This is a genomic window from Phytobacter sp. V69, from assembly GCF_965644215.1.
GTDB lineage: Bacteria > Pseudomonadota > Gammaproteobacteria > Enterobacterales > Enterobacteriaceae > Phytobacter.
Genome location: NZ_CBFFRL010000030.1, coordinates 1 through 24,650, shown reverse-complemented (window position 1 = coordinate 24,650; position 24,650 = coordinate 1). Strand labels below are relative to the sequence as shown.

Annotated in this window: 27 protein-coding genes and 1 pseudogene; 12 read left to right on the top strand and 16 right to left on the bottom strand. The window is 53.6% G+C overall.

Features of this window, described 5'->3' with window-relative positions:
• Positions 1 to 90: 90 nt before the first annotated feature.
• The 7 genes from fadK to ACSZPU_RS06400 all read right to left on the bottom strand — a co-directional run bounded on the left by fadK (position 91) and on the right by ACSZPU_RS06400 (position 7,678).
• A complete protein-coding gene (gene fadK, locus ACSZPU_RS06430) occupies positions 91 to 1,761 on the bottom strand; it encodes a medium-chain fatty-acid--CoA ligase (RefSeq protein ID WP_498996695.1) in 1,671 nt (556 codons plus the stop codon).
• Between the two features lie 29 nt (positions 1,762 to 1,790).
• Positions 1,791 to 3,122 (bottom strand): MFS transporter, encoded by a 1,332-nt coding sequence (locus ACSZPU_RS06425; RefSeq protein ID WP_498996692.1) that lies wholly within the window; start codon positions 3,120 to 3,122, stop codon positions 1,791 to 1,793.
• Between the two features lie 62 nt (positions 3,123 to 3,184).
• The gene (locus ACSZPU_RS06420; RefSeq protein ID WP_498996690.1) at positions 3,185 to 3,469 is read right to left on the bottom strand and encodes a ferredoxin family protein; all 285 of its coding nucleotides are present in this window, start codon (positions 3,467 to 3,469) and stop codon (positions 3,185 to 3,187) included.
• On the bottom strand, positions 3,466 to 4,758 hold the full coding sequence (locus ACSZPU_RS06415) for an FAD-dependent oxidoreductase (RefSeq protein WP_498996688.1): 1,293 nt from the start codon (positions 4,756 to 4,758) through the stop codon (positions 3,466 to 3,468). The genes ACSZPU_RS06420 and ACSZPU_RS06415 overlap by 4 nt, the downstream gene beginning before the upstream one ends.
• Before the next feature lie 42 nt (positions 4,759 to 4,800).
• Positions 4,801 to 5,736, bottom strand: a complete 936-nt coding sequence (locus tag ACSZPU_RS06410; protein WP_498996685.1) for an FAD-binding protein — start codon at positions 5,734 to 5,736, stop codon at positions 4,801 to 4,803.
• Between the two features lie 20 nt (positions 5,737 to 5,756).
• Positions 5,757 to 6,521 carry an electron transfer flavoprotein gene (locus ACSZPU_RS06405; protein ID WP_498996683.1) on the bottom strand — a complete coding sequence of 255 codons (765 nt, stop codon included), beginning with the start codon at positions 6,519 to 6,521 and terminating at the stop codon, positions 5,757 to 5,759.
• 11 nt (positions 6,522 to 6,532) lie between these two features.
• Entirely contained in the window at positions 6,533 to 7,678 is a 1,146-nt protein-coding gene (locus tag ACSZPU_RS06400) for an acyl-CoA dehydrogenase (RefSeq protein ID WP_498996681.1), read from the bottom strand.
• A 479-nt stretch (positions 7,679 to 8,157) separates the two neighbouring features.
• Here ACSZPU_RS06400 and ACSZPU_RS06395 point away from each other — a divergent pair, with 479 nt between their 5' ends.
• The 4 genes from ACSZPU_RS06395 to ACSZPU_RS06380 all read left to right on the top strand — a co-directional run bounded on the left by ACSZPU_RS06395 (position 8,158) and on the right by ACSZPU_RS06380 (position 13,080).
• The gene (locus ACSZPU_RS06395; RefSeq protein WP_498996679.1) at positions 8,158 to 9,324 is read left to right on the top strand and encodes an acyl-CoA dehydrogenase family protein; all 1,167 of its coding nucleotides are present in this window, start codon (positions 8,158 to 8,160) and stop codon (positions 9,322 to 9,324) included.
• Between the two features lie 125 nt (positions 9,325 to 9,449).
• On the top strand, positions 9,450 to 10,814 hold the full coding sequence (locus ACSZPU_RS06390; protein ID WP_498996676.1) for an MFS transporter: 1,365 nt from the start codon (positions 9,450 to 9,452) through the stop codon (positions 10,812 to 10,814).
• Entirely contained in the window at positions 10,814 to 12,028 is a 1,215-nt protein-coding gene (locus ACSZPU_RS06385) for a CaiB/BaiF CoA transferase family protein (RefSeq protein ID WP_498996674.1), read from the top strand. The genes ACSZPU_RS06390 and ACSZPU_RS06385 overlap by 1 nt, the downstream gene beginning before the upstream one ends.
• A 140-nt stretch (positions 12,029 to 12,168) precedes the next feature.
• Positions 12,169 to 13,080, top strand: coding sequence for a helix-turn-helix domain-containing protein (locus ACSZPU_RS06380; protein WP_498996673.1), 912 nt, complete (start codon positions 12,169 to 12,171; stop codon positions 13,078 to 13,080).
• Between the two features lie 43 nt (positions 13,081 to 13,123).
• Here ACSZPU_RS06380 and ung read toward each other — a convergent pair whose 3' ends face one another.
• Positions 13,124 to 13,813, bottom strand: a complete 690-nt coding sequence (ung, locus tag ACSZPU_RS06375; RefSeq protein WP_498996671.1) for a uracil-DNA glycosylase — start codon at positions 13,811 to 13,813, stop codon at positions 13,124 to 13,126.
• Between the two features lie 315 nt (positions 13,814 to 14,128).
• Between ung and grcA the strand changes: the two genes are divergently transcribed.
• Positions 14,129 to 14,512, top strand: coding sequence for an autonomous glycyl radical cofactor GrcA (gene grcA / locus ACSZPU_RS06370; protein ID WP_498996669.1), 384 nt, complete (start codon positions 14,129 to 14,131; stop codon positions 14,510 to 14,512).
• Positions 14,513 to 14,558: 46 nt separating this feature from the next.
• Here the strand turns inward: grcA and srmB are convergent, their stop codons facing one another.
• Entirely contained in the window at positions 14,559 to 15,890 is a 1,332-nt protein-coding gene (gene srmB / locus ACSZPU_RS06365; protein ID WP_498996667.1) for an ATP-dependent RNA helicase SrmB, read from the bottom strand.
• 130 nt (positions 15,891 to 16,020) lie between these two features.
• On the opposite strand from srmB, the gene trmN reads away from it, so the two are divergent.
• Positions 16,021 to 16,758, top strand: coding sequence for a tRNA(1)(Val) (adenine(37)-N(6))-methyltransferase TrmN (gene trmN, locus ACSZPU_RS06360; protein WP_498996665.1), 738 nt, complete (start codon positions 16,021 to 16,023; stop codon positions 16,756 to 16,758).
• On the opposite strand, the gene nadB is transcribed toward trmN, so the two are convergent.
• Positions 16,743 to 18,362, bottom strand: a complete 1,620-nt coding sequence (nadB, locus tag ACSZPU_RS06355; protein ID WP_498996664.1) for an L-aspartate oxidase — start codon at positions 18,360 to 18,362, stop codon at positions 16,743 to 16,745. The two genes, trmN and nadB, sit on opposite strands and share 16 nt — an antisense overlap.
• A 98-nt stretch (positions 18,363 to 18,460) precedes the next feature.
• On the opposite strand from nadB, the gene ACSZPU_RS06350 reads away from it, so the two are divergent.
• From ACSZPU_RS06350 to ACSZPU_RS06325, 6 genes are all read left to right on the top strand, one after another.
• Positions 18,461 to 18,676, top strand: a complete 216-nt coding sequence (locus ACSZPU_RS06350; protein WP_498996661.1) for a hypothetical protein — start codon at positions 18,461 to 18,463, stop codon at positions 18,674 to 18,676.
• A 112-nt stretch (positions 18,677 to 18,788) separates the two neighbouring features.
• Positions 18,789 to 19,364: an RNA polymerase sigma factor RpoE gene (rpoE, locus tag ACSZPU_RS06345; RefSeq protein WP_000003307.1), complete on the top strand. Its 576-nt coding sequence runs from the start codon at positions 18,789 to 18,791 to the stop codon at positions 19,362 to 19,364.
• A 31-nt stretch (positions 19,365 to 19,395) separates the two neighbouring features.
• A complete protein-coding gene (gene rseA / locus ACSZPU_RS06340) occupies positions 19,396 to 20,046 on the top strand; it encodes an anti-sigma-E factor RseA (protein ID WP_498996654.1) in 651 nt (216 codons plus the stop codon).
• Positions 20,046 to 21,002, top strand: a complete 957-nt coding sequence (gene rseB, locus ACSZPU_RS06335; protein ID WP_498996652.1) for a sigma-E factor regulatory protein RseB — start codon at positions 20,046 to 20,048, stop codon at positions 21,000 to 21,002. The genes rseA and rseB overlap by 1 nt, the downstream gene beginning before the upstream one ends.
• Positions 20,999 to 21,469, top strand: a complete 471-nt coding sequence (rseC, locus tag ACSZPU_RS06330) for a SoxR-reducing system protein RseC (protein ID WP_498996649.1) — start codon at positions 20,999 to 21,001, stop codon at positions 21,467 to 21,469. The genes rseB and rseC overlap by 4 nt, the downstream gene beginning before the upstream one ends.
• Positions 21,470 to 21,884: 415 nt before the next feature.
• Entirely contained in the window at positions 21,885 to 23,114 is a 1,230-nt protein-coding gene (locus ACSZPU_RS06325; RefSeq protein ID WP_498996647.1) for a tyrosine-type recombinase/integrase, read from the top strand.
• Here ACSZPU_RS06325 and xis read toward each other — a convergent pair.
• From xis to ACSZPU_RS06295, 6 genes and pseudogenes are all read right to left on the bottom strand, one after another.
• Positions 23,092 to 23,379 (bottom strand): excisionase Xis, encoded by a 288-nt coding sequence (xis, locus tag ACSZPU_RS06320; RefSeq protein ID WP_498996645.1) that lies wholly within the window; start codon positions 23,377 to 23,379, stop codon positions 23,092 to 23,094. The two genes, ACSZPU_RS06325 and xis, sit on opposite strands and share 23 nt — an antisense overlap.
• 35 nt (positions 23,380 to 23,414) lie before the next feature.
• Positions 23,415 to 23,633 (bottom strand): TraR/DksA C4-type zinc finger protein, encoded by a 219-nt coding sequence (locus ACSZPU_RS06315; protein WP_498996643.1) that lies wholly within the window; start codon positions 23,631 to 23,633, stop codon positions 23,415 to 23,417.
• Positions 23,630 to 23,815 (bottom strand): hypothetical protein, encoded by a 186-nt coding sequence (locus ACSZPU_RS06310; protein ID WP_498996641.1) that lies wholly within the window; start codon positions 23,813 to 23,815, stop codon positions 23,630 to 23,632. The genes ACSZPU_RS06315 and ACSZPU_RS06310 overlap by 4 nt, the downstream gene beginning before the upstream one ends.
• Entirely contained in the window at positions 23,812 to 24,006 is a 195-nt protein-coding gene (locus ACSZPU_RS06305) for a hypothetical protein (RefSeq protein ID WP_498996638.1), read from the bottom strand. The genes ACSZPU_RS06310 and ACSZPU_RS06305 overlap by 4 nt, the downstream gene beginning before the upstream one ends.
• Positions 23,999 to 24,337: a hypothetical protein gene (locus ACSZPU_RS06300; RefSeq protein ID WP_498996636.1), complete on the bottom strand. Its 339-nt coding sequence runs from the start codon at positions 24,335 to 24,337 to the stop codon at positions 23,999 to 24,001. Before ACSZPU_RS06300 ends, ACSZPU_RS06305 begins: the two co-directional genes overlap by 8 nt.
• A gap of 34 nt (positions 24,338 to 24,371) precedes the next feature.
• Positions 24,372 to 24,650: pseudogene (locus ACSZPU_RS06295) on the bottom strand (enterohemolysin); the annotation flags it as partial.

The following is a 24,650-nucleotide window of genomic DNA, read 5'->3' as shown; positions in this document are numbered from 1 at the left end:
GGCTTGGTACTGTTTTTTATGCGGGTTGACGTTTTAAAGGCCGGTTGTGTCCTTCCGGGGACGCTATTTTTAATAAGCACATTGGTATCCTTATTTGGATATGGCCTGTTCGAGCGTCCGGGACGTGTTTTCTCGACAGGCGATGGCCAGGCGTTGAATAATGTCTTTGCGTAACAGGAATTTTTTGACCTTGCCTGAGGCTGTTCTCGGCAGGATATCTATCACCACTAGGTGTTCCGGATATTTATATTTGGCGATGCGCTTGTGGGAAAAGAAGCAGATGATATCGGCCAGTACCAGGGGGCGTGCTTTATCGCTCAGCACAATATAGGCGCATGAGCGCTCGCCCAGGCGCTGATCCGGCATGGCGACAACGGCGGCATCAAGAATATCAGGGTGCTGCAACAGAATATCTTCCACTTCCCGGCTACTGATATTTTCCCCGCCGCGAACAATGATGTCCTTTTTGCGTCCGGTAATTTTAAGATACCCGGCCTTATCTACCCGACAATAATCCCCGCTGTAATACCAGCCTTCATCATCCAGCGCCTGGGCTGTTAATTCAGGCTCATCGAAATAGCCGACAAACACGTTTGGACCGCGAGAAGCTTCCTCACCTTCGGTATATTCCGGCAGGGGATTTCGCCGCTTATCGACAACTTTGATCTCCACACCGCTGACTGCCGCACCATCCGTATTCACCTGGCGAATAAGCGAATCTTCCGGGCGGACGATGGCATGGGGCGCACTCTCCGTGCTGCCATACACCCCCAATAATGGAATACCGGCTTTGTGATAATCACGGACCAGTTTGCCCGGGATGGTTGTTCCGCCACATAAGAAAAAGCGCAAAGATGAAACATCGCACGGACGGTTCTGCATGGCTTTTAGCAGGTCGCAGGCGAACGGCGTCGCGCCCATAATGCAGGTGCATTTTTCCCGTTCAAGGATACCGAGACATTGCTCAGGGTTAAAAATATCCAGCAATACGCTACGGGCACCGATCATAAAAGGGGCGGTCACCCCATGCATAAAGCCCGTGGCGTGGGCGAGTGGTGCAGGCATCAGCACGATATCCGTGCTGTTCAAATTGAGCGTCGCGCAATAGGCTCGCTCGCTGGCGATGATATTGTTATGTGTCAGCATCACCCCTTTCGGATGTCCCTCCGTCCCGGATGTGAACAGCAAGACCGCCAGATCATCGCTTTTTGTGACAATGGCTTGCGTTAGCGGCGGCGTGTTGGTGAGTATCTGGCTCAGTGATAATCCGTGTTGGGCAGGTTCCAGCTTATCAACCGCAACCACCTGCTCCAGCCAGGGAAGGAGCGGGCGCAACGGCGGTAGCATTTGGATGGGGCGCATATTTTTAAAGCGCGTTGCGGTAAAAAGAATGCGTGCCTGGCATTTGTTCATGATCCACGCCAGTTCAGACTCGCGAAATGCCGGAAGCAGAGGCACGACAACGGCCCCGCATTTGAGGCAGGCAAGGTAGATTATCGTAAACTCACACCAGCCGGGAAGTTGCAGGGCAACCCGGTCACCGGGCTGGATACCGTTCTCCACAAGCCAGGTGGCCAGCGAGCCTGCCGCGTTATTGAGTTCACGGTAGGTGTACGCCGTGCCGTGATTGTCGCTGACTGCGATTTTATCCGCCGAGGCCTTTGCCGACAGATGCCAGTAATCCGCCAGCGTCGCGTCACCCCAGTATCCTTGCTGCCGATAGCGCGTTTTCAGCGCCTCGTTGATTTTCATCGTTGTCATTCCATCGTTGTCCCGGGCATAAACATTGCTTAATGGGTTTTGACGATAACCAGTCGTTGTTTTTTGCAATACAGCGCCAGCGCACCCGCCACCAGAGGCAGCGGCAGAAACATAAAGACTTCGCTGAACGTCCAGCCCGCCGCCAGCATGGCCGATCCCGCGCCTGCGCTGGTAATGGCACCCAGACGGCCAATGCCCGTAGCCCAGCTCACGCCGGTGGCGCGGATAGATGTGGGGTAAAAATGGGCGGCCAGCGCATAGCAACCAGGGCTAATACCATTGATAGTAAATCCGAGCATCAGAACCAGAACGCAGAGCACCGGCAGCGACGGGGTGTGAACGCCAAGAATCAGCGCACTACAGGCGCCACCAAGCAGCGTCAGGATGATGGCGCAGTGCCTTCCCCAGCGGTCCATCTCAATGCCGATGCAGAAATTGCCCATCATGCCGCCAATCTGAAATACCGATCCCATGATCACGGCCTGTGACAACGTCATCCCGGTATCTCTGACCATCAGTGGCAGCCAGCTTGATAGCAGATAGACGCAGAACAAACCGGCAAAAAGCGTCAGCCACAGTGCGAGGGTACCAAAGGTGTAGGGAGCATGCAGAAGCGACCTGGCAGTACTGGCATGCGCTTTTTGCGGCTCCGAGGTGTAAAAATGGCTCTTTTCGTCGGCAATGCCCGGGATAAATTTGTTCAGCAAGTGCGTCAGGCGCTGTTTATTGTCGGGATTTTGCACCAGATACTGCATCGATTCCGGCAGATAGCGCAGCAGGATCAGCGCTAATAATAGCGGCAGTATCCCACCGGTAATGAGCACGGAGCGCCAGCCAAAGGTGCCAAGCAGCTGCTGACTGAGCAGGCCACCTAATGCCGCGCCGGTATTAAAACCGCAGTGAATCACCGTTGACAGGCGCGAGCGATAGCGCCAGGGGGCATATTCTGCTACCAGCGTGGTGATATTCGGCATCGCCGCACCCAGCCCTAACCCGGTAATAAAACGAAAAAAAGTCAGGCTGGATAAATTCCACGACCATGCGGAAAGCAGGCTGCTTACGCCAAAAAATAAGACAGAACTGATGATGATTTTTTTACGCCCATAGCGGTCGGCCAGCGGCCCGGAAATAAGTGAACCGGCCGCCAGACCAAATAAGCCACTCATCATAACCGGGCCCAACATATGACGGGATATCTGCCAGTCATCAATTAAGGCCGGGGCGATAAAACCGATCGCGGTAACATCAAAGCCATCAATACCTAAGACAAAGAAGCCTAAAAAAACAATCAACCACTGGCGTCGGCTAATTGGGTGCTTATCTAAAACGGTACTGATATCAATTTTTTCCTGAGTTGACATAAATCCTCCCCGCACAGGAGAGTAACGTTCACCCCGGAGGGTGAAACGAGCGAAAGAGGGGCTCAGCCAAAACGAAACTCAACGCCGAAGGTCCCCTGCGGATATTCCCATTTCTCTAATATTGTCCCTTCGCACAACACACGACATGTGCCACATTCCAGACAGCCGGCATAATCAAAATGGATATTTCCTGCCTCATCCTGACGATATAGCCCGGCAGGGCAGGCGTTAATCAGTTTACGAAATTGTTCTCTGTCGGGGTCGGCCACGAGGATGATATGTGGATTGGTTTCATCCACCCTGAATTTGTTGACGCCCAGTTTCACATCGACGTTCACCGTGCTCATAATGCGCGTCCTCCTGAGATGCAGTCTTTCAATAAATTCATTAACCCCACGCGTTTGCCCTGTTTCAGCAGCGTCGACCACAGAGGCGTCGGTTTTGCACCATCAACCGTGAAAAGCTCGGACATGATATTGGCCGCCATCTGCGGATATTGCGTAAAGAGCCGTGGATTCTCCATCAGGCCAGGCAGCTTGCGATAATGCCGCATATCCTGCAGGACGCAGCTTTTCTCCAGCGCCTGCGCGTATTTCTCAAGCCGGGCATAGCTGAAATCATTGCTCTCTTTGGCGGCGATAAGGGTCTGTGCGGCGATATTCGCGGCCTCAATTGCCAGATCCATCCCGCGTACGGTAAAGCCGAGGTTCAGGCACATCCCGGCGGCATCGCCGACGACCAGCACGCCGTCACCCACCAGTTTCGGTAGCATATCGATGCCGCCTTCTGGCACCAGATGAGCGGAGTATTCAAGCAGCGTTCCCCCTTCGATAAGGGGACGCACGGCCGGGTGCTGTTTAAAATCCTCCAGCATCTGCGGCACCGATTTTTGCGCTTTTTCTATGCCCCCCAGACCGCACACCAGGCCCAGCGAGATAGATTCCCGGTTGGTGTAGAGAAAGCCGCCACCCATTAAGCCGTCCGACGGGGAACCGGCAAACAGCCAGGCCGCTCCTTCGTCACCCGTTACGCCAAAGCGATCCTGAATGGTTTGGGCGGGCAGTGAAATGAGCTCCTTAACCCCGACGGCGTAATGATGAGGGTTCGATTTCTGCACCAGTCCAATTGAGCGGCCTGGCAGCGAATTTACCCCGTCAGCCAGTACCACCACCTGCGCCTCAAGGATATCTTCCCCGGCCTGAACCCCTGTCACCCGTCCATCCTGCTGGATTAACGCATCCACCCGCACACCGGTAATGAACTGCGCGCCAACCGCCTCTGCTTGCTCCATCAGCCAGCTATCGAACCCATGACGCAGTACCGTCCAGGAGGCTTTCTCCGGGTTGGCATCGCGAGACTGCGCCTGATAATCCAGCGTGACGGCGCTGTCGTTAGTCAGAAAAGAGATCTTCTCTTTGGTGATTTTCCGCTCGACGGGGGCGCTTTGGGCAAAGCCAGGAATGATGCTTTCCAGGGTGTGGGCATAGAGCCTCCCGCCCGTCATATTCTTACTGCCTGCGGTATCACCACGCTCAATGACCAGTACATCAAGGCCTGCCTTCGCCATGACATACGCGGCGACGCACCCCGCCACACCGGCACCCACGATAATCGCGTCAAATTTTTCGTCCGACATGCTTTTGCTCCAGAGCCGCCATTGCGGATGGCGGCTTAAGTCTTATCGTTTTAATAATTCCGTTAATTCGGGGACGACCTTATAGATATCGCCCACCAGACCATAATCGGCGTACTGGAAGATCGGGGCGTTTTTATCCTTGTTGACGGCGATAATGGTTTTGGCGCCATTGCCACCGACCATATGCTGGATCTGCCCTGAGATGCCAAGAGCGAGATAGATATCGGATTTCAGCAGCACCCCGGAGACGCCAACGTAACGCTCGCGATCCATCCAGTGTTCGCCCTCGGCAATCGGACGCGAGCAGCCCACTTCGGCCCCCAGCGCAGAGGCAAGATCCCATACCATCTGCAGATCGTCTTTCGCCAGTAAGCCACGGCCAATACCAATGACCCGACGCGCTTTGCCAAGGTCGACGCTGCTGGCCGTTTTTGTCCGCCGTTCCCGACACAGAATTTCATTGGCGGGTGGAATGTAATCCACCTGCGTCAGCGGCGGTGTTCCGGCGCTTTCTTCTGCCAGCGGTTCGAAGATGCCGCCTGCCAGAGTGATGACGGCGACAGAGCTATTTAGTTTTTCCCGCCCAAATGCCAGTCCGCCATACATACGATGTTCGGCATACAGGTCGCCGCCGTTGAGCTCCAGCAAGGTCACGTCATTCACCAGCGCCGATTGCAGCAGCACACTGAGGTTGGCCGCCAGCCCTTTGCCTCGGCGCGTTGCGGCAAGCAGGACCAGCGTTTTGCCGTCCTCTTTTCCCACCAGCGATGCGAGAGTTTCCGCATAGTTTTCGACGCGTTGATTATCGGTTTTGCCGCAAAGCAAATAGACCGCGTCCGCCTGTTTAACCTGCGTGACGTCACGTTCATCCCAGATAACCGCGTTAACGCGTTCGCCCAACTGTCGTGCGCCAGCGAGCAGGTCTGCATAACGGTCGGCACTGTCGCTGAATACCCAAACACTACTTATTTTGCCCATGATGTGCTTCTCCGCTGCCTTTAGCTCAACGCGTTGGTCAGATAATCACGCAGGCGAGAAACCTCTTCCTGCCCGTCGCCTTCAATGATGATGTGTTTGCGCTCCGTCTGTTGCGGTGCATAGACGCCGACCCGCTCAGCCCGGGCTGAATCTGGCGCCCAGTCAATATCGCTGGCGCTCCATTGGGTGACGCTTTTCTTCCCGGCGCCAAGGATGGCTTTCATTGAGGGGATGCGTGGCACGTTGATGTCTGATGAGACGCATAGCACCGCCGGGAGCGGCACATCCAGCACTTCCACTTCATCTTCCAGCGTGCGCTCAACGGTGACAAAACCTTCGTTGATCTCAATATGGCTGACGGCGTTAATCGCCGGGATCTGCAATATTGCGCCGACCAGCAGCCCCGTTTGCTGCGCGTACATATCGCCGGACCCTTCACCGCAGATCAACAAATCAAAGGCAATTTTCTGGCTCGCGGCGGCAATGGCGCGAGCGGTTTCGTAGGGCAGGGCGCTGTCCAGACGATCATCGCGTACCAGATACAGCGCGTTGGGGCCACGGGAGAGGGTATCTTTGCGCAGTTTTGCGTTATCCAGCGCCTTCCCCCCCACGCTCAGGGCCACCACGTCGTGGTTTTCGCTCGCGAGCTGAACGGCGGCTTCAATCGCATTGAGATCGAAGGGACTGATTTTTTCCCCGGCCTTATCTGTCGCCAGGTTTCTGTCAGCCGTGATAACGATGTCCTGTTCCTCAGGAACCAGTTTGTAGCAGGCAATAAATCTCATGGCTTATCCTATTATTTTTCATACTGTTTCAGGATCTGGCGCGCGGAGATGTAAACCATAATCTCGTCAGTGCCGCCGCCAATTCGGTTCACGCGGGTATCGCGCCAGAAGCGGGATACCCGGCTGTCATCGGTGTAGCCGAGCCCACCCAGGATTTGCATCGCATCGTCAATCACCTCGCAGGCCGACTGCGCGCAGTACAATTTGCACATCGGGGCGGAGAGGCGCATCGACAGATCGTTGTCGCACTCCCAGGCGGTGCGGTAGACCATGTTTTTCATGTTCTGAATTTTGATGGCCATCTGGGTGAGCTTGAGTTGAATCATCTGGAACTGGCCAATACTTTTGCCGAACTGAATGCGCTGATTGGCGTAGCGTGCCGCGTCTTCAAAGGCGCATTCCGCTACTCCAAGCGAGTGGGCGGCGATGACCAGACGTTCGATATCGAAGTTTTGCATCATATGGATAAAGCCAAACCCTTCCTGGCCGACCATGTCACTCTCGTCCAGCTCAACGTTATCCAGGAAGACTTCGCAGTTGCTGACCATATGCCAGCCGACTTTATGCAGGTTGTTGCGTTTCACGCCGGGGGCATTGGGATCCAGCCACCACAGGGTGAAGCAGCGTTTGGGGTCTTCCGGCTCTGGATTGCGCGCCAGCACCAGCATGTAGGGATAATCTTTGGCGCCGGTGATAAAGGTCTTTTGGCCGTTGAGATAGACTTTGCCGTTCTTACGGGTGTAGGTGGTGGCGATGCGATTGTTGTCTGATCCTGCCTGAGGTTCGGTAAACGCCAGAGAGTAGGCCGGGATCCCCGTCAGCCCTATTTCGGCGGTTTTAGCCAACTGCTCAGCATTACCAAAGCGCTGCATGTTATGGATGCATTGCCCTTCGGTCATGATGTAGGCCGGGGCGCCCATCCGGGCAATCTCTTCCAGCACCAGCACCTGGGTCATCATGTCAGCGGGTACGCCGCCTAATTCTTCGGGAATACCTAATAAACCAATGCCGCTTTCGGCTAATGCATTGAAGAACTCGCGGGGAAAAGTCCGTGTTTCATCACATCTTTTGAAATACTCTTCGGGAAATTTACGGGTAATCAGCTCCCGAATACTTGCTAACAGCAATTCCTGTTCTTCGGTCAGGCTAAAGTCCATGACGCATCCTCTTGCCAGGTTCTCCGGCGTTAGTTTGTAAAAATATTTCCGGCATTATTTATCGCCGATCATTCTGTCCAGTTAACCAGCCTTCTTAATTACTGGTTCGGTTGTTGTTTTATCTGGAATAATAATTAGCGCTGTCGGAGTGATATATAGACATATCTCTCTTGATCCTGGATAAAACGATCATTGCGCCCCGTTTTGTGATGTGTGCTGGTAATTTGGAAATTTATCAACACGCCATTATGTTGTTCATCTATTTGTTTTTATTCTATTTTTATTAATCATCTTCATAGGATATGTTCGATTTGTCCAATGATTGGTCGGAAATGTCAATATCAAGCCCGCGGTCGCCTTTTTATAATCCAGGTGTCAATTCGCGGAGAAGGACGAAAGAGGGTCCCAGGATTTATGACAACCTGTATTTTTATCGTCTGAATTCTTCATTTAAATTTAATGTGAAGTGGGGTTGGTATATGACCGTATTATCTCAACAGCAACTGGAAGCACTGAAACAAAAAGTCAGAAAAGTCACGGAAACAGAGTTGGAGGAGATCCAACTGGTGGTTGAGCGCACGAATGTCTTCCCGGACTCCTATTACGATGTATGTCGGAAGAATGATTTGTTCCGCCTGGCCATTCCCGAAGAGTTTGGCGGGCTGGGGCTGAACTGCGAGCAATTCTTCTCCGTCATGGAAGAGTTCTGCCGTGGCCCTGGCGGTATGCGTATGAACCTGCACCATGCCAACGGCCTGAACTGGCGCATCATGTATGACCATGGCGCTGCCGACCTTCGTGCTAAATGGCTGCCGTTACTGGCAAACAAAGATGCCTATATCAACTTTGCGCTGACCGAAGCGGAGTGTGGTTCCGGGGCGGATATTCGGACAACGGCGGTAAGAAAAGGGGACAAATATGTCCTCAACGGTACCAAGACGCTGATTTCCCATACGGATATTTCTGACGGTAGCTACGTCATTGCCGTAACGGATGAAAACAAACGTAAAAAAGGAGGGTTAACCGCCTTCTTCATCGAGACTAACACCCCGGGTTATTACATCGACCCGATGCCGCACATGATGGGCTGCCGCGGTGCGGGCCACGCCTATCTGCGTTTCGAAAACTGCGAAGTGCCTGCACACAACATCATGGGTAAAGAGGGTGACGGGCTGGATATTTTCATGGATGCGTTAGCGCACTCCAGAGCCATGATTGCCGTCACCTGCCTGGGGATGTCGCAGCGTTTCCTGGAGCTGGCGATTGCCCGCGCGAAAGATCGTGTGACGTTCGGCAAACCCCTGGTTGCACGCCAGGCTATCCAGCAAACGCTGGCTGATATGGGCACTCAGGTCCATGCCCTGCGCGTGATGCTGCGCGATTGTGCGCAGAAATTCGATCGCGGCGAAGACATCGAAATGGTGTCGGCAATGTGCAAACTGCACGGTATTGATACGGTGCGCACCGTGTCGGACAGCTGTCTGGAGATCTTCGGCGGCATTGGCTACTTCGAAGATAACCCGTACGGCCCGGTGGAAAGAATGTATCGCGATGCGCGCGCGCTGTGGTTTGAAGAAGGCCCGCGTACCGTTCAGCGCCTAACGATTGCACGTCCACTGATTGCCGCCGCGGGTGAAATTCGCTAACCCGACTGAGCCCATGCAACGAGGGGATATCGCGGGACGTTATTCCCGCCATGCCCCGCCTGTGATCGCACACTGCGCGTTATCTCGTGGGTGCGATCATTCTTGTTTTCTCGCGAGAGTGACCTATGAGTACATCACCTGGGAATAGACGTTGGGGCATTATTGTTCTGCTGATTATTGATTATTTCGTCATGTTTGTTGCCCGCAGCAGTATGTCGATGTGCGGGCCTGCACTGATGCAGGAATACGGCTGGACCGCCATTCAGTTTGGCTGGGTTTCCACGGCATTTTTTATTGGTTATGCGATAACGATGTTGCCGGCAGGGCTGCTGGCTGACCGCTTTGGCGGTGGGATTGTGCTGGTCACCGGGACATTGTGGTGGGTCGTTTTTACCTTCTTAACGCCTCTAGGCACAACACTCGGCATCATGATGTTGCTGCGTATCCTGGTCGGTATCGGGCAGGGGCTGCTGGTGCCGGCGAACTTTTCGCTGGCGGCCAGATGGGTACCCAAAAGTGAATCCGGGAAAGCGACCGGATTGCTGCAGGTAGGCTGTCCTGCGGGTATCGCCTTTGCCATGGTGTTGGCAGCATGGATTATTCAAAGCTGGGGCTGGAAATCTGTTTTTTATATCGTCTCAGCACCGGGGTTAGTGTGGTGTCTGCTGTGGTGGTGGCTGGGTAACAGCCGTCCGCAAATGGATAACCGCATCAACCGCCAGGAGCTGGAATATATTCAGGCAGGACAGGCCACTGCGGACGCGGCGCAATCCACTCAGAAAGAGGCCGCAGGAAGTAACCTGACGAAAGCCGATATTCTGTCAACGCCCTCCATCTGGGCCTGCGCGTTATGTTATTTCTGCACCAATTATCTGTTCTTTCTCTTTATGACCTGGCTGCCAACCTACTTCGCCATGGGGCGTGGTATCGATCTTAAGCAAAGCGCGATTTACTCCATGCTGCCGTATCTGGTGGCGATTCTGGCCTATCCGCTCGGCGGACTGGTCACGGACGCGGCCTGTCGGCGCTTTGGGCAAAACATCGGGCGCAAGCTGTCGCCAGTTGCCGGGTTGCTGCTGGCAGGGGTATTTCTGATTCTGGGGACGCGGGCAAACAGCCTCTGGAGCGCCGCTACGCTTATCTCGGCATCGAACTTCTTCCTCTGTTTCACCATGGCTGCGCACTTCTCCATTCCGATTATTTTCTCACAGAAAAACACCGGCATGCTGGTGGGGTTGAATGGCGTATTTGGCACTCTGGCGGGGATTCTTTCTCCGGTACTGGCGGGATGGGTTATCGACGTGTCCGGACAGTATGAGTTCGCGCTCTATCTGGGTGCGAGCATCGCCATCCTGGGGGCATTCTTCATGCTTGTCGCCCGTATTAAGCCCATTGATAAGAAAGGATCGCGCATGGGGATGCACGGTGCGGGTGGCGCGGGCGGATTTGCCGGACGACAGGGGTTTTCAAAAATGAAGGAGCATGACTGATGAGGCCATTAGAAGGCATTAAAGTAGTGGATTTAACGTCATTCCTGGCGGCACCTACCGTGGCACGTATTCTAGGTGATTGGGGGGCGGATGTGATCAAAATCGAGCCGCCATCGGGCGACCCGGGACGCACCCAGGCCTCGGTGTTCAATATGCCTTACGAGGATGACGAAAATCCGGCGTTTGATATCTCTAACGCCAACAAACGGTTTCTGTGCCTGAACCTGAAAAAAGAGAGCGCGAAAGCCATTGCCTATCGCATCCTCTCAACGGCAGATGTCGTGGTGACCAGCTATCGCACGAAGGCGCTGGAACGGCTGGGTTTTTCCTGGGAGGAACTGCATTTACGCTTCCCGCGTTTAATCTTCGCGCAGATCCTGGGATATGGCGAAAAAGGGCCGGAAAAAGACACGGCCGGGTTTGATGCGACGGCCTACGTGTGCCGCGGCGGGATCCTCGGCTCAACCAATGAGCGAGGCGAAACGCCAATCAACTCGGTCAACGGCTTCGGCGATTTTCAGGCGTCAATGTGCCTGGTGTCCGGCATTTGTGCGGCGCTCTACGGGCGTACGCTTTCGGGTACGGGCGATAAGGTGACCGTCAGTTTGCATCATACGGCGCTGTTTATGATGAGCATTGCCGTGACGTCGGCGCAGTATGGCAACGTCTATCCGAAGTCGCGCTGCGAAGTCTCCAACCCGTTCAATAACACCTATAAAACCCTTGATGGCCGATGGATGGTGATTTGTATTCCGGAATACGATCGCTTCTTTAATAAGTTCATGGTGCTGCTGGGGCGTGATGACCTGGTCGACAGCCCGGAATTTTGCCGTATTGCCGATGTGAACCAGTTTGGGCGTAATCGGGACATCATCAACATTATCAGCGAGCAGGTTGCCAAACGTCCGCTCAGCGAAATGATGCGGCTGCTAAAAGAAAACGATTTTGCTCACGAGAAGGGCTACACCCCGGATGAGATTCTGCAAGATGAGCAGGCATGGGCGACCGACTGCCTGCGTAACGTTGACTATCCGACGGGGAATCAACGCGTGCTGGTGACGCCGCCTGTTGCAATTCATGGCATGGGCGAATCGCAGATCAAACCGTCCCGGCGACTGGGATATCACTCACAACAAATTCTGACTGAATATGGATACTCACCGGAGGATATCGATACGCTACGTCAGGAAGGCGCAGTCATTTTACCCGCCTGACGATACCGTCTTTTAAATCGTTTGCTGCGCTGGTTTGCGGGTGCAGAAAGCAGATATTCCGCAATGAATACGCTGTTTTCACCGTTCCCGACAGACCAGCCAGGCCGTGCAGCAGCACTGAGAAGAGTAGAAGAGCATTGATGGCAACCACTATTCCGACTTATGCATTATACGGTGAGCAGTCAGGGCTAACCTGGGAGAATTTTTTTAACGTTGAGCTGATTTCTTATCGCTCAAAAGACCTGAACTGGCGGGCGAACCCGCATGTACATGATTCGCTCATTCAGGTGCTTTTTATCCAGCGCGGGCAGGTCGAAGTGCTGATGAACTGCACGCGACAGTTGGCCAAAGCGCCTTGCCTGATTCTGGTGCCGGCCCAGACCGTTCACGGTTTTCACTACACGCCCGATACCGAAGGGCTCACCATTACTGCCTCGCAGCGGCCGATTGAGTCGGTCATCGGCGTGCTGGCACCGGACATCCTCAAACTGGTGCATAAACCCTGCATTATTTCGCTGGAATATTTCCCCGAAGAGAAGGATGTCATCTGGCAATTCTATTATTCCATGCTGAATGAATTGCGTGTACCAATGATTAATCAGACGGCCATGTGTGCGTCGCTGTTTATTTCTATGTTTGTGCATCTCTCGCGGATTAGCGATCTCAGCCTCGACAATCAGCAGATGGATAACTCTTCGCGTAAGGCATCGCAAATCAACAAATTCCTTGCCATTGTCGACCAGAAATTTCGCCAGCGGATGACGGTGAATGACTATTCCTGCGAAATGGGGATGTCGCCCGGGCATCTTTCCCGCCTGTGCCGTTTAACGCTGGGGATGTCGAGCCTGGATGTGATTAACATGCGGGTTATTCAGGAAGCGCAGCGCGAACTGGTCTATACATCGAAGACGATTAAACAGCTGGCGGCTTTTCTGGGATTTAACGACGAGGCCTATTTCACCCGTTTTTTTCACAAGCATGCTGGCATGAGCCCCAGTCAGTTCCGGGAAAGGGCGGTGCGGGAAATTGCGATGGGAGAAGAGTGCCTGTAAGTGTGCACATCCCGCTATGGCAGCGGGATGTGTAGCACGGTGTTTATTCACTTTCTGCCGGTAACACAGGCATCCAGTCAATCGGCGGCTGGCCGTGTTTTTCCAGCCATTCATTCGCCTTCACAAAGTGCCCGCAACCAAAGAAACCGCGGTGTGCCGATAGCGGCGACGGATGTGGCGCTTTCAACACATGGTGGCGTTTACCGTCGATGATCGCTCCTTTCTTCTGCGCATGCGATCCCCAGAGTAAAAACACCACCCCTTCGCGATGTTCGTTGATCAGGCCGATCACTTTATCGGTGAAGGTTTCCCAGCCAAGACTGGCGTGGGAGTGGGCCTGTCCGGCACGTACCGTCAGCACGGTATTGAGGAGCAGCACGCCCTGGTGCGCCCAACTTTCCAGGTAACCATGCGTCGGGCGAACAAAGCCCGGCATCGACTGTTCGAGCTCTTTATACATATTGAGTAATGACGGGGGCGTCGCGATGCCGGGGCGCACCGAAAACGCCAGTCCGTGAGCCTGGCCTGGGCCGTGGTAGGGATCCTGACCGAGAATCACCACTTTAACATCGCCCAGTTCAGTAAAACGAAATGCATTGAAGACATCTTTTTGCGGCGGGTAGATGGTGACGCCAGACTGCCGTTCTGTCGCTACCGCGCTGAGGGTATTGATAAAGTAAGGCTGCTGTTTTTCTTCAGCCAGCACGTCGTGCCATGTTAATGAGGTTGTCATCCCGCTCTCCTGCCAGTTCCAGTGGCTGTAGCTTAACTGCTTCTTTCCCAGGAACAAAATCGGCAACGAAAACAAACGCCTGAACACTTAAAAAAATTTGAAAATTTACAAAAATTTTAAATCCAGCAAGTTGTCTAACTTGATGTAAAACAATAAATTCCTTCTATCACCTTCTTTGTGGTGTGGTTTTTATTGATTTTAATCAAAGAATCGAGGGTGTTCGGAGGGTATATATACACTCAAGCAACAATGGTTTTACCAATTGGCCGTCACGAGGCCGATCAAATCAAAAATAATGCCTAAGGGAGGCACATCATGATTACTGGTATCCAAATTACTAAAGCTGCAAATGATGATCTGTTGAACTCTTTCTGGCTGCTCGACAGCGAGAAAGGCGAAGCACGCTGTGTTTGTGCGAAAGCTGGTTATTCCGAAGATGAAGTGGTTGCCGTTAGCAAACTGGGTGACATTGAATACCGCGAAATTCCGATGGAAGTGAAACCGGAAGTCCGCGTGGAAGGCGGTCAGCACCTGAACGTGAACGTGCTGCGTCGTGAGACGCTGATGGATGCGGTAGAACATCCGGAAAAATATCCTCAGCTGACCATCCGTGTTTCTGGCTATGCCGTGCGTTTCAACTCCCTGACGCCGGAACAGCAGCGCGACGTTATCGCTCGTACCTTTACTGAAAGCCTGTAATTTTCAGGCGGCAGATATAAAAACGCCGGGATATCCCGGCGTTTTTTTATTCTTCTTTATTTTGCTGCTCTGTCGCGGCGGCACTCGGCTTACGACGCTTACCAATGTTTTTGGTATCGCGATGGCGCTGTTTCACGCGCGGCTTCTCTTTATCTTTCTCTTTCTTCTCAGCACGTTTGGCGAGCACTTTCTTCGACGGCTTGCCGGTCATTTTTGCGCTCGGCGGGCGGGTGGTCGGACGCAGCTCGTCAATCACGCGGGCTTTCAGCGGCTCTTCAACGTAGCGACCAATTTTCTGCAACAGCAGATAATCGTGGGTCTCGACCAGCGAGATCGCGGTACCTTTGCGGCCTGCACGACCGGTACGGCCGATGCGGTGCAGATAGGTATCACCGCTGCGCGGCATGTCGAAGTTAAAGACATGGCTTACGTCAGGAATATCGATACCACGGGCGGCGACATCGGTGGCGACCAGCACGTTGACGCGACCATCAGTCAGACGCTTGATGCCTTCGACACGTTTCGCCTGCGCCATTTCGCCTTCGAGATAGCAGTTGTTGATACCCACTGAACGCAGATGTTCCGCCAGCTCGTGCACACGCTCGCGTTTACGTACGAAGACGATTGAGCGGGTGACGTCGTCTTGCTTAAGCAGGTGCTTGAGCAATTCCAGCTTGTGCTCGTAGTTGTCCGCACGGTAGTACCACTGATGAATCTTTTTGCGCTCGCGGGTGGAAGGCGTTGCAGACACTTCAACCGGATCTTCCAGCAGGCGCTCGGCGAAATCTTTGATCGCATCGCCTTCCAGCGTTGCGGAGAACAGCATGGTCTGTTTGCGCCAGCGTGTTTCACCAGAGATGTGCTCGATATCCTGCGCAAAGCCCAGATCCAGCATGCGATCCGCTTCGTCGAGGATCAGCGTTTCGACCGCACGGCAGTCAAAATTCTCTTCTTTAATGTATTGCAGCAGTCGGCCTGTGGTGGCAACCACGATATCCTGGTTTTCGCTGAACACTTCGGCGTGGTTCATATAGGCCACACCGCCGGTGATGGTGGCGATATCCAGATGGGTATTTTTTGCCAACTCGCGGGCATGATCGGCAACCTGCATCGCCAGCTCACGGGTCGGCGTCAGGATGAGAATGCGCGGCGGGCCAGATTTCTTACGCGGGAAGTCCAGCAGGTGCTGCAACGCTGGCAGCAGATATGCCGCCGTTTTACCCGTACCGGTCGGCGCAGAGCCAAGGACATCACGCCCTTCAAGCGCAGGCGGAATGGCGGCAGCCTGGATGGCGGTCGGGCGTGTGAAACCTTTCTCCTGGAGCGCGTCCAGTAGGCTGTCGTCGAGCTCGAGCTCGGAAAAAGTCGTTACAGTCATTATCTACCTCTGTGTGGGGCGCTGATTATAGACGTTACGGCTGCAATCTTCATCTGTTTGTAAGCTTATTACTTTTCCGGCGCTACGCTTTCACCTATGCTACGACTGTTTCCGTACAGAGGTTGTAGAGATGTCCCACCCGAAGGCGCAGCTGCGCCGTGATGGTTTCACCTTTAAAGCGTTTTTTGTTGCACACGATCGTTGCGCCATGAAAGTAGGTACTGACGGCATTTTACTCGGTGCGTGGTCTCCTGTCTCGCGGGCAAAACGGGTGCTGGATATCGGCACCGGCAGCGGGCTGGTGGCGCTGATGCTGGCACAGAGAACGACGGATGCGGTGGTGGTCGACGCGGTGGAGCTGGACGAGCAGGCGGCCGGGCAGGCGCAGGAAAATGGGCAGGCAACACCCTGGGCCGACCGTTTTCATGTTCATCATGCGGATATTCGTGATTGGTTTACGGGGCAAACGGCTCGTTACGATCTGATTGTCAGCAATCCGCCCTTTTTTGAACAGGGCGTGCAGTGTGCCACCCCGGAGCGGGAACAGGCGCGCTATACCACCACGCTGGATCACGGGGTGCTGCTGGAGTGTGCGGCATCGCTTATCACCGAAGACGGTTTCTTCTGCGTGATCCTGCCGGTAGACGTGAGTGAAATTTTTGCCCAAAAAGCACAGGGCATGGGCTGGCACCTGCGGTTACGTACGGATGTGGCGGAGTATGAAAACCGTCCGCCGCATCGCGTATTAATGGCCTTTTCGCCAACGCCGGGTGAATGTTTCACCGACTGGCTGGCGATCCGCGGTGCCGATCAGCATTACTCTGAAAGTTACACCGCGCTTACCCAGGCTTTCTATTTATTTATGTGAGTGCGTGGCGACAGCACCGTCGGGCCGGATTCTGCCAGTTGATCCGGGTAGTCCAGCGTGTAATGCAGACCACGGCTTTCCTTACGTTCCATGGCGCAGCGAACGATTAGCTCCGCCACCTGCACCAGGTTACGCAACTCCAGTAAATTGTTCGAGACGCGGAAATTGGCGTAGTATTCGTCAATTTCCTGCTGCAGCAAGGTGATACGCCGTAATGCGCGCTCCAAGCGTTTAGTGGTGCGCACAATGCCAACGTAATCCCACATAAACAGGCGCAGCTCGTGCCAGTTATGCTGGAGAATCACCCGCTCATCGGCATCATCGACGCGGCTCTCATCCCAGGCAGGAAGCTCTGGGGCGGGGCGGGTTACTCCGATGCGACGATCAATATCTTCCGCGGCTGACCAGCCGTAAACCAGGCACTCGAGCAGCGAATTGGACGCCATTCGGTTGGCGCCATGCAGGCCCGTGTAGCTGACTTCACCAATCGCATACAAGCCGTCGACATCGGCCCGACCGTGTTCGTCTACCATGACGCCGCCGCAGGTGTAATGCGCCGCAGGCACGATAGGCACCTGATCTTTGGTTAAATCGATGCCCAGTCCCAGCAGTTTTTCATAGATCATTGGGAAGTGCTGGCGGATAAAGGCCTCAGGCTTATGGCTGATGTCGAGATACATGCAGTCGACGCCCAGACGTTTCATTTCATGGTCGATGGCGCGGGCCACAACGTCGCGCGGAGCCAGTTCGCCGCGGGCGTCGAAATCCGGCATAAAACGCGTGCCGTCAGGACGTTTCAGGTGTGCACCTTCACCGCGTAGGGCTTCGGTCAGCAGGAAGTTGCGAGCCTGCGGATGGAACAGGGCGGTCGGGTGGAACTGGTTGAACTCCAGGTTTGCCACGCGGCATCCGGCGCGCCAGGCCATGGCGATACCGTCACCCGATGAGATGTCCGGGTTGGTGGTGTACTGGTACACTTTTGATGCGCCGCCGGTCGCTAATACGACCGCTTTCGCATGGCAGGTTTCCACCACCTCTTTATTACGGTTCCAGATCCACGCCCCGACAACCCGGCGCGTGCCGGGCAGGCCGATTTTATCGGAGACAATCAAGTCTACCGCGTTGCTGCGTTCAATAATGTGGATGTTGGGGTGATTGAGCGCCTTGCTGACCAGCGTATTTTCGACCTCTTTCCCGGTAGCATCGGCGGCATGCAGAATGCGGCGGTGGCTATGGCCACCTTCGCGGGTCAGGTGGTAGCTTTCGCTCCCTTGCGCATCAACCTGCGTATCAAATGCCACGCCGTGGTCTATCAGCCACTGCACGCACTGACGCGCGTTGCTGGCGACAAACTCGGCCGCCTGGCGTTCGACAATACCCGCACCGGCAATCAGCGTGTCTTCGACGTGTGAAGCTATGCTGTCAGTTTCATCAAACACGGCGGCAATACCGCCCTGTGCGTAAAAAGTTGAGCCTTCACTCACCGGCCCTTTGCTTAATACGATAACGTTGTGGCGTTCAGCGAGGCGCAGGGCAACGGACAGACCAGCAGCGCCGCTACCGATCACCAGCACGTCGCAAGAAAGTTCGGGGGTTGTTTTCATGATGGTGTGTTTAATTTACTAAACAAGGTTAGGGCAGCATAGCACCGTATCTGGCCATGAAGTAGGTCTTTTTTTACAATTTGTACTAACGGCTAAACATGAATGACGAGCATGAATATGACAGCCAGAAGAAAATCGTTATTTGGCAGATTGTTAGCCAATATGGATTAGGTGATGAAAAAAAGGCTGTGTTGCGTTACTCTCTGGCGGTCTTTGGGCCTTTTCATGATGAAAGCGCCCGATACAGAGTTTGTAGACTTATAATGAGTCATAATGAAAAGTCTGCAGAACGATACACAAAAACAAAGGCGTAACGGAACTTTTTACTGAACCTGCGCTCTAAATGGCTGCTTGCTCATATAGTGCAGTATTGGAGTGGCGTTTCTTTTACGCGTGGAACTAGGTTTTGGGGAGATTTTACCTCGGATGAGCGAGCAGTTAACGGATCAGGTCCTTGTTGAGAGGGTCCAGAAAGGAGATCAGAAGGCGTTTAACTTACTGGTGGTGCGCTACCAGCATAAAGTGGCGAGTCTGGTTTCCCGCTATGTACCTTCTGGCGATGTACCTGATGTCGTACAGGAGTCATTTATTAAGGCTTATCGCGCGCTGGACTCGTTCCGGGGGGATAGTGCTTTTTATACCTGGCTGTACCGTATCGCTGTGAATACAGCAAAAAATTATCTGGTTGCTCAGGGACGCAGGCCGCCATCAAGCGATGTTGACGCAATTGAAGCAGAAAACTTCGAAAGTGGCGGTGCGTTGAAAGAAATTTCGAACCCTGAGAACTTAATGTTGTCAGAAGAACTGAGACAAATAGTTTTCCGTACTATTGAGTCGCTCCCGGAAGATTTACGCATGGCAATTACGTTACGGGAGCTGGATGGTCTGAGCTATGAAGAAATAGCCGCTATCATGGATTGCCCGGTAGGTACAGTGCGTTCACGTATCTTCCGTGCGCGGGAAGCTATTGATAATAAAGTTCAACCGCTTATCAGGCGTTGACGATAGCGGGATACTGGAAAAGGTATTAGGCATGCAGAAAGAACAACTTTCCGCTTTAATGGACGGTGAAACGCTGGATAGTGAGCTGCTCTCTGAGCTGTCTTGCGATCCTGAAATGCAGAAAACCTGGGAGAGCTACCATCTCATCCGCGATTCTATGCGCGGTGATACGGCTAATGTTCTCCACTTCGATATCTCAGCCCAAGTTATGGCCGCGATTGAAAATGAATCTGTTCAACCGACGACACCGTTGATCCCGGAAGCGCAGCCGGCACCACATCAGTGGCAGAAAATGCCGTTCTGGACGAAAGTTCGTCCGTGGGCTAGCCAGTTAACGCAAATGGGTGTGGCTGCATGCGTATCGCTTGCAGTTATTGTGGGCGTCCAGCACTATAATGGCCAGTCTGAATCCACCCAGCAGCCAGAAGCGCCGGTGTTTAATACACTGCCGATGATGGGTAAAGCCAGCCCGGTAAGTCTGGGTGTTCCGGCTGATGCAACGGCGGATGTCGGTCAGCAACAGCAGGTGCAGGAACAGCGTCGCCGTATTAACGCCATGTTGCAGGATTACGAACTGCAACGTCGTCTGCACTCCGAACAGCTTAAGTTTGAGCAGGCGCAAACGCAGCAGGCAGCTGTGCAAGTGCCAGGAAATCAAACGTTAGGAACCCAATCGCAGTAATGAAGCAACTTTGGTGTGCCATGTCTTTTGTGGCAGCAGGCCTGTTCTTCTCCAGCAACGCCTCGGCAGATACTTCGTCCGGGGCGTTGTTGCAGCAGATGAACGTGGCGAGCCAGTCACTCAACTACGAACTGTCCTTTATCAGCATCAACAAGCAAGGGGTAGAGTCTCTGCGTTACCGCCACGCGCGCGTAAACAGTCAGCCTCTCGCTCAGCTTTTGCAAATGGACGGACCGCGCCGGGAAGTGGTAAAGCGTGGCAATGAGATCAGCTACTTCGAGCCGGGTCTTGAGCCCTTCACGCTGAATGGCGATTACATTGTCGATTCGCTCCCTTCACTGGTGTATACCGATTTCAAACGCCTGTCGCCTTATTACGACTTCATTTCCGTCGGACGTACGCGCATTGCCGATCGTCTGTGCGAAGTGATCCGTGTCGTTGCCCGTGATGGAACGCGTTACAGCTACATTGTCTGGATGGATGCGGAAACGCGCCTGCCGATGCGTGTGGATTTACTCGACAGGGATGGTGAAACGTTGGAACAGTTCCGCGTCATTGCCTATACCGTAAACGGGCAACAGGTCGCCAGCAGCATGCAGACCCTGGCAAAAGCCAGCTTGCCGCCGCTACTCTCTGTTCCGCAGGGCGACAATGTGACCTTTAACTGGATGCCGTCCTGGTTGCCGCAAGGTTTCAGCGAAGTTTCCAGTAGTCGTCGCCAGCTTCCTACTGTCGATATGCCGGTAGAGTCACGTCTTTATTCTGATGGTCTGTTTAGCTTCTCGGTAAACGTGAACCGGGCAAGTCAGAACAGCACCGATCAGATGTTGCGCACGGGGCGTCGCACCGTGAGTACAACCATCCGCGATAATGCCGAAATTACCATTGTGGGTGAGTTACCTCCGCAAACGGCTAAACGCATCGCGGACAGCATCAAATTCAGGGCAGCACAATGATCAAAGAGTGGGCGACCGTCGTCTCGTGGAAAAACGGTGAAGCGCTGGTGGAGTGTGACGTTAAAGCCTCCTGCAGCAGTTGTGCTTCGCGCAGCGGGTGCGGCAGCCGAGTACTGAACAAACTTGGGCCGCAAATGACCCATACCTTGTCCGTACCCTGCGATCAGCCGCTTGTTGTCGGGCAAAAAGTGGAGCTGGGGATTGGCGAAGCCAGTTTGTTGACGTCAGCACTGCTGGTGTATATGTCCCCATTGGTCGGGCTTTTCCTGATGTCAGCGCTGTTTCAGACGCTTTTTAATCAGGATCTGGCCACATTGTGTGGCGCAATATTGGGTGGCGTTGGCGGCTTTTTACTAGCGAAGAGTTTGTCGCCAAAGCTGGCGAACCGTTCCGAATGGCAACCCGTGATTATCAGCGTTGGCCTTCCTCCCGACCTGGTGCGCATCGACCATTCACCTGCCGAGTAATGCCAGTGATTTTCCTGTCTTACCGAGGGAAATGCACAGCCTGGTTTGTTGCCAGTATGAGCATTTCCCCGCATTGTGGTTGTAGTGTAGAATGCGGCGTTTCAGACTTTTGACGTCAGGCTCCGAACCGCGGCCTCTTAGTAATTCGTAAGGCAAAAAATCTCCCTATATGAAGAATATACGTAACTTTTCGATCATTGCTCACATCGATAATTGATACCCCGACACCCTCCGCAAACCTCCGACAAATCCCCCTCCAAATCCTTCTAAAATAAGCCACCATAAAAAATTTACTGGTTGCATGTACAGTCAACCTACGACACCATAAGACACTGTATTTGTGTCCATCAGTGAGTCCATATCCTATGATGGACACAGAATCGAATATTCTGATGGACACGTGCGGGTTGAAAACATGGCTATTTCAGATAGTTATCTAAAGTCGTGCCTTGGGCGAGAGCGCGACAAGGTTGAAGAAAAAGCAGATCGCGATGGTCTCTGGGTTCGCATTTCCCTGAAAGGGGCGGTAACGTTTTTCTACCGGTTCCGGTTTCTTGGAAAACAGGACAAGATGACGATCGGTAGTTACCCCGAGTTCAGCCTCAAGGCTGCCCGCGACGAAGTGTCTAAATGGGCCGCCATTCTTGCCAGGGGAGAAAACCCCCGCATCAGGCAGAGCCTCGATAAAGCAAAAATAAACAGCCAGTACACCTTCGAAGAGTTGTTCCGGGAATGGTATTCCATGGTCTGCATTCAGAAAGAAACTGCCGGGCAGATCCTGCGCACGTTTGAGCTTCACGTCTTTCCAAAGATCGGTAAGTACCCGGCGCACCAGTTAACGCTACATAACTGGCTCACCGTTCTTGATCGCCTGGCCCAGGGTTACTCGGAGATCACTCGCCGGGTCATTAGTAACGGCCGCCAGTGCTATTCATGGGCGGTGAAGCGGCAACTGCTGGAAGTTAACCCGCTTTCTGAAATGTCTGGCCATGACTTCGGCATCAAGAAGCAAATGGGTGAGCGAACGCTGGACCGGAAAGAACTGGCGCTGGTCTGGCGCGCTATTGAAGATTCGCGACTGATTGAGCGAAACAAGATCCTCTACAAGTTGTCGCTGTTCTGGGCGTGCAGGGTAGGCGAGTTACGTCAGGCGGAAATATCCCATTTCGATTTTGAAGAGGGCATCTGGACGATTCCGTGGGAAAACCATAAAACGGGTCGCAACACTAAAAAGCCTATTGTTCGCCCCATCATCCCGGAGGTTGTCCCGTTGATCAGGCGCGCTATTGAACTGGCGCCGGGGCAATATGTTTTTTCTCGTTTCGCCGATAAGCCCATGAGCGAAGGTTTCCACATGAGCATCAGTAGCAACCTGGTAAAGTTCATGCTGAAAGCCTATAACCAGCAGGTCCCGCACTTTACCATTCACGATCTTCGCCGGACTGCGCGTACAAACTTTTCTGAGCTGACCGAACCGCATATTGCCGAAATAATGCTGGGCCATAAATTGCCCGGCGTCTGGTCGGTGTACGATAAGCACAACTATCTTGATGAGATGAGGGTTGCATATGGTAAGTGGTGGGCCCGACTGATGAGCATCATCGAGCCCGACGTTTTGGAGTTCACGCCGCGTCAGACCGGGTAATCCGGCCTTTACTGTCTCTGGCAACATTCAGGTGTGACATAGGCCGGCGAGTCTGTCTGGACATTTCCCTGATTTGCCATTCGGTAACTTTAGACGTGAGATACCTGTTGGAACCGCCCATATAAGAGCAATCAGGCTCAGGGAACGGATTGCTGCCTGCCGGGCGTTTCCGATATCGCTCCAGAGTGCGTGACGAAATACTCAGGTGATCGCAGATCTCCCTTGTGCTCATCCATTCAAATTTTTCGCTATGTTTTTTGCTCATCTTCACACCTTTGGCCCCTTCCGGGGCCAGTCAATTCAACGTTGATGCTTGCCGCGTTTTTCTGCGTCAGCCTGGCAACTCGCGCACATCCGGCAGCCATGTGCTGCATGGCGCCGCGCCTCTTCGATTTCATCCCCGCATTCACCACAGTGCGTCGCTGATACCGCGTTGCGGTCGATGCGCATGCTGGCTACTGCCTGATCTACGCGCAACTGAGCCAGCTCGTTCGCTGTGTCTATGGTGTCTGGCTTCATGCTGCACCTCGCGGGATGAAGTAGATAATCCAGGCAAAAACAATTAGAGCCACAATCGCTCTCATGATGTAGTTGCGACCTAATATCCGAAAACCGTTCTCCCAGGTAATGAACGAGACAATACCGATAAGTGTTGGGAATCCAGCAATAACGCCCAGCGTAATGATGACTAAATCTTTCATGCTGCACCGCCTTCTGGGTTGCATGGCTGACGGAAGACCGCGCGGGATGGTGACCAGTCGCAATATGTATCGCTTTCGGTATGCCCGAATATGGCCTTGCAGCGTCGGATATGGGCGCAGTCGCCGCAGGTCTTACCAACTGGCAACTGCATTTTGTCGGGGTCTGCCGGGTTGTAATTCAACTCAGTCATTCCAGGCCTCCAGCTCGTTCTGTATTTCGTCGTCGATTTCATCGGTGGCAGCGTCTACGTTGAGGTGATCCAGTGCCTCTTTGCGGTACTGCTCTCGGCGTTCGCGATACCAGTCGGCAAACTCTGGCGACCATCCGGTAATTCCAAAGTCGACGCGGGCGTTGTCCTCGGCCATACGTTCAACCATGCAATCAGCCGTGGTTAACGCGCAGTCGCGGATGTATCCACGGAGGTGACGTTTACGCCAGTACGGATTTACCTTTGAATCGCAGAGCGGTTTAAATTCAACTTCCCAGCGTCGGATGCAGCGAGCATTCAATGATTTAGCCATATCAATACCGGGAGGGCGGACCCTCCCGCCTCCCTTAGCCCACGTATTCAGGTTTCATATCCAGCAGCGTTACGCTGTACTTTTCGTGCAAGTCATCGCCGAGGTGCCGTTTGGAAGTCGCCAGTAATTTCTCAACCTCCAGGAACCGCGCTTCGGCATCTGACTCATCCGGTTGTGGCAGAGAGTTGATCGCCGCTTCCACTTTGTTGCGAGCATCAACCAGGTAATAGCGTTTGACCGCTTTGTTTTTCAGCTCGGTAAAGAGCGCTGTTCCAAGGGGGAACTTCTGCGCTTCGATATCCACGCGCACAGC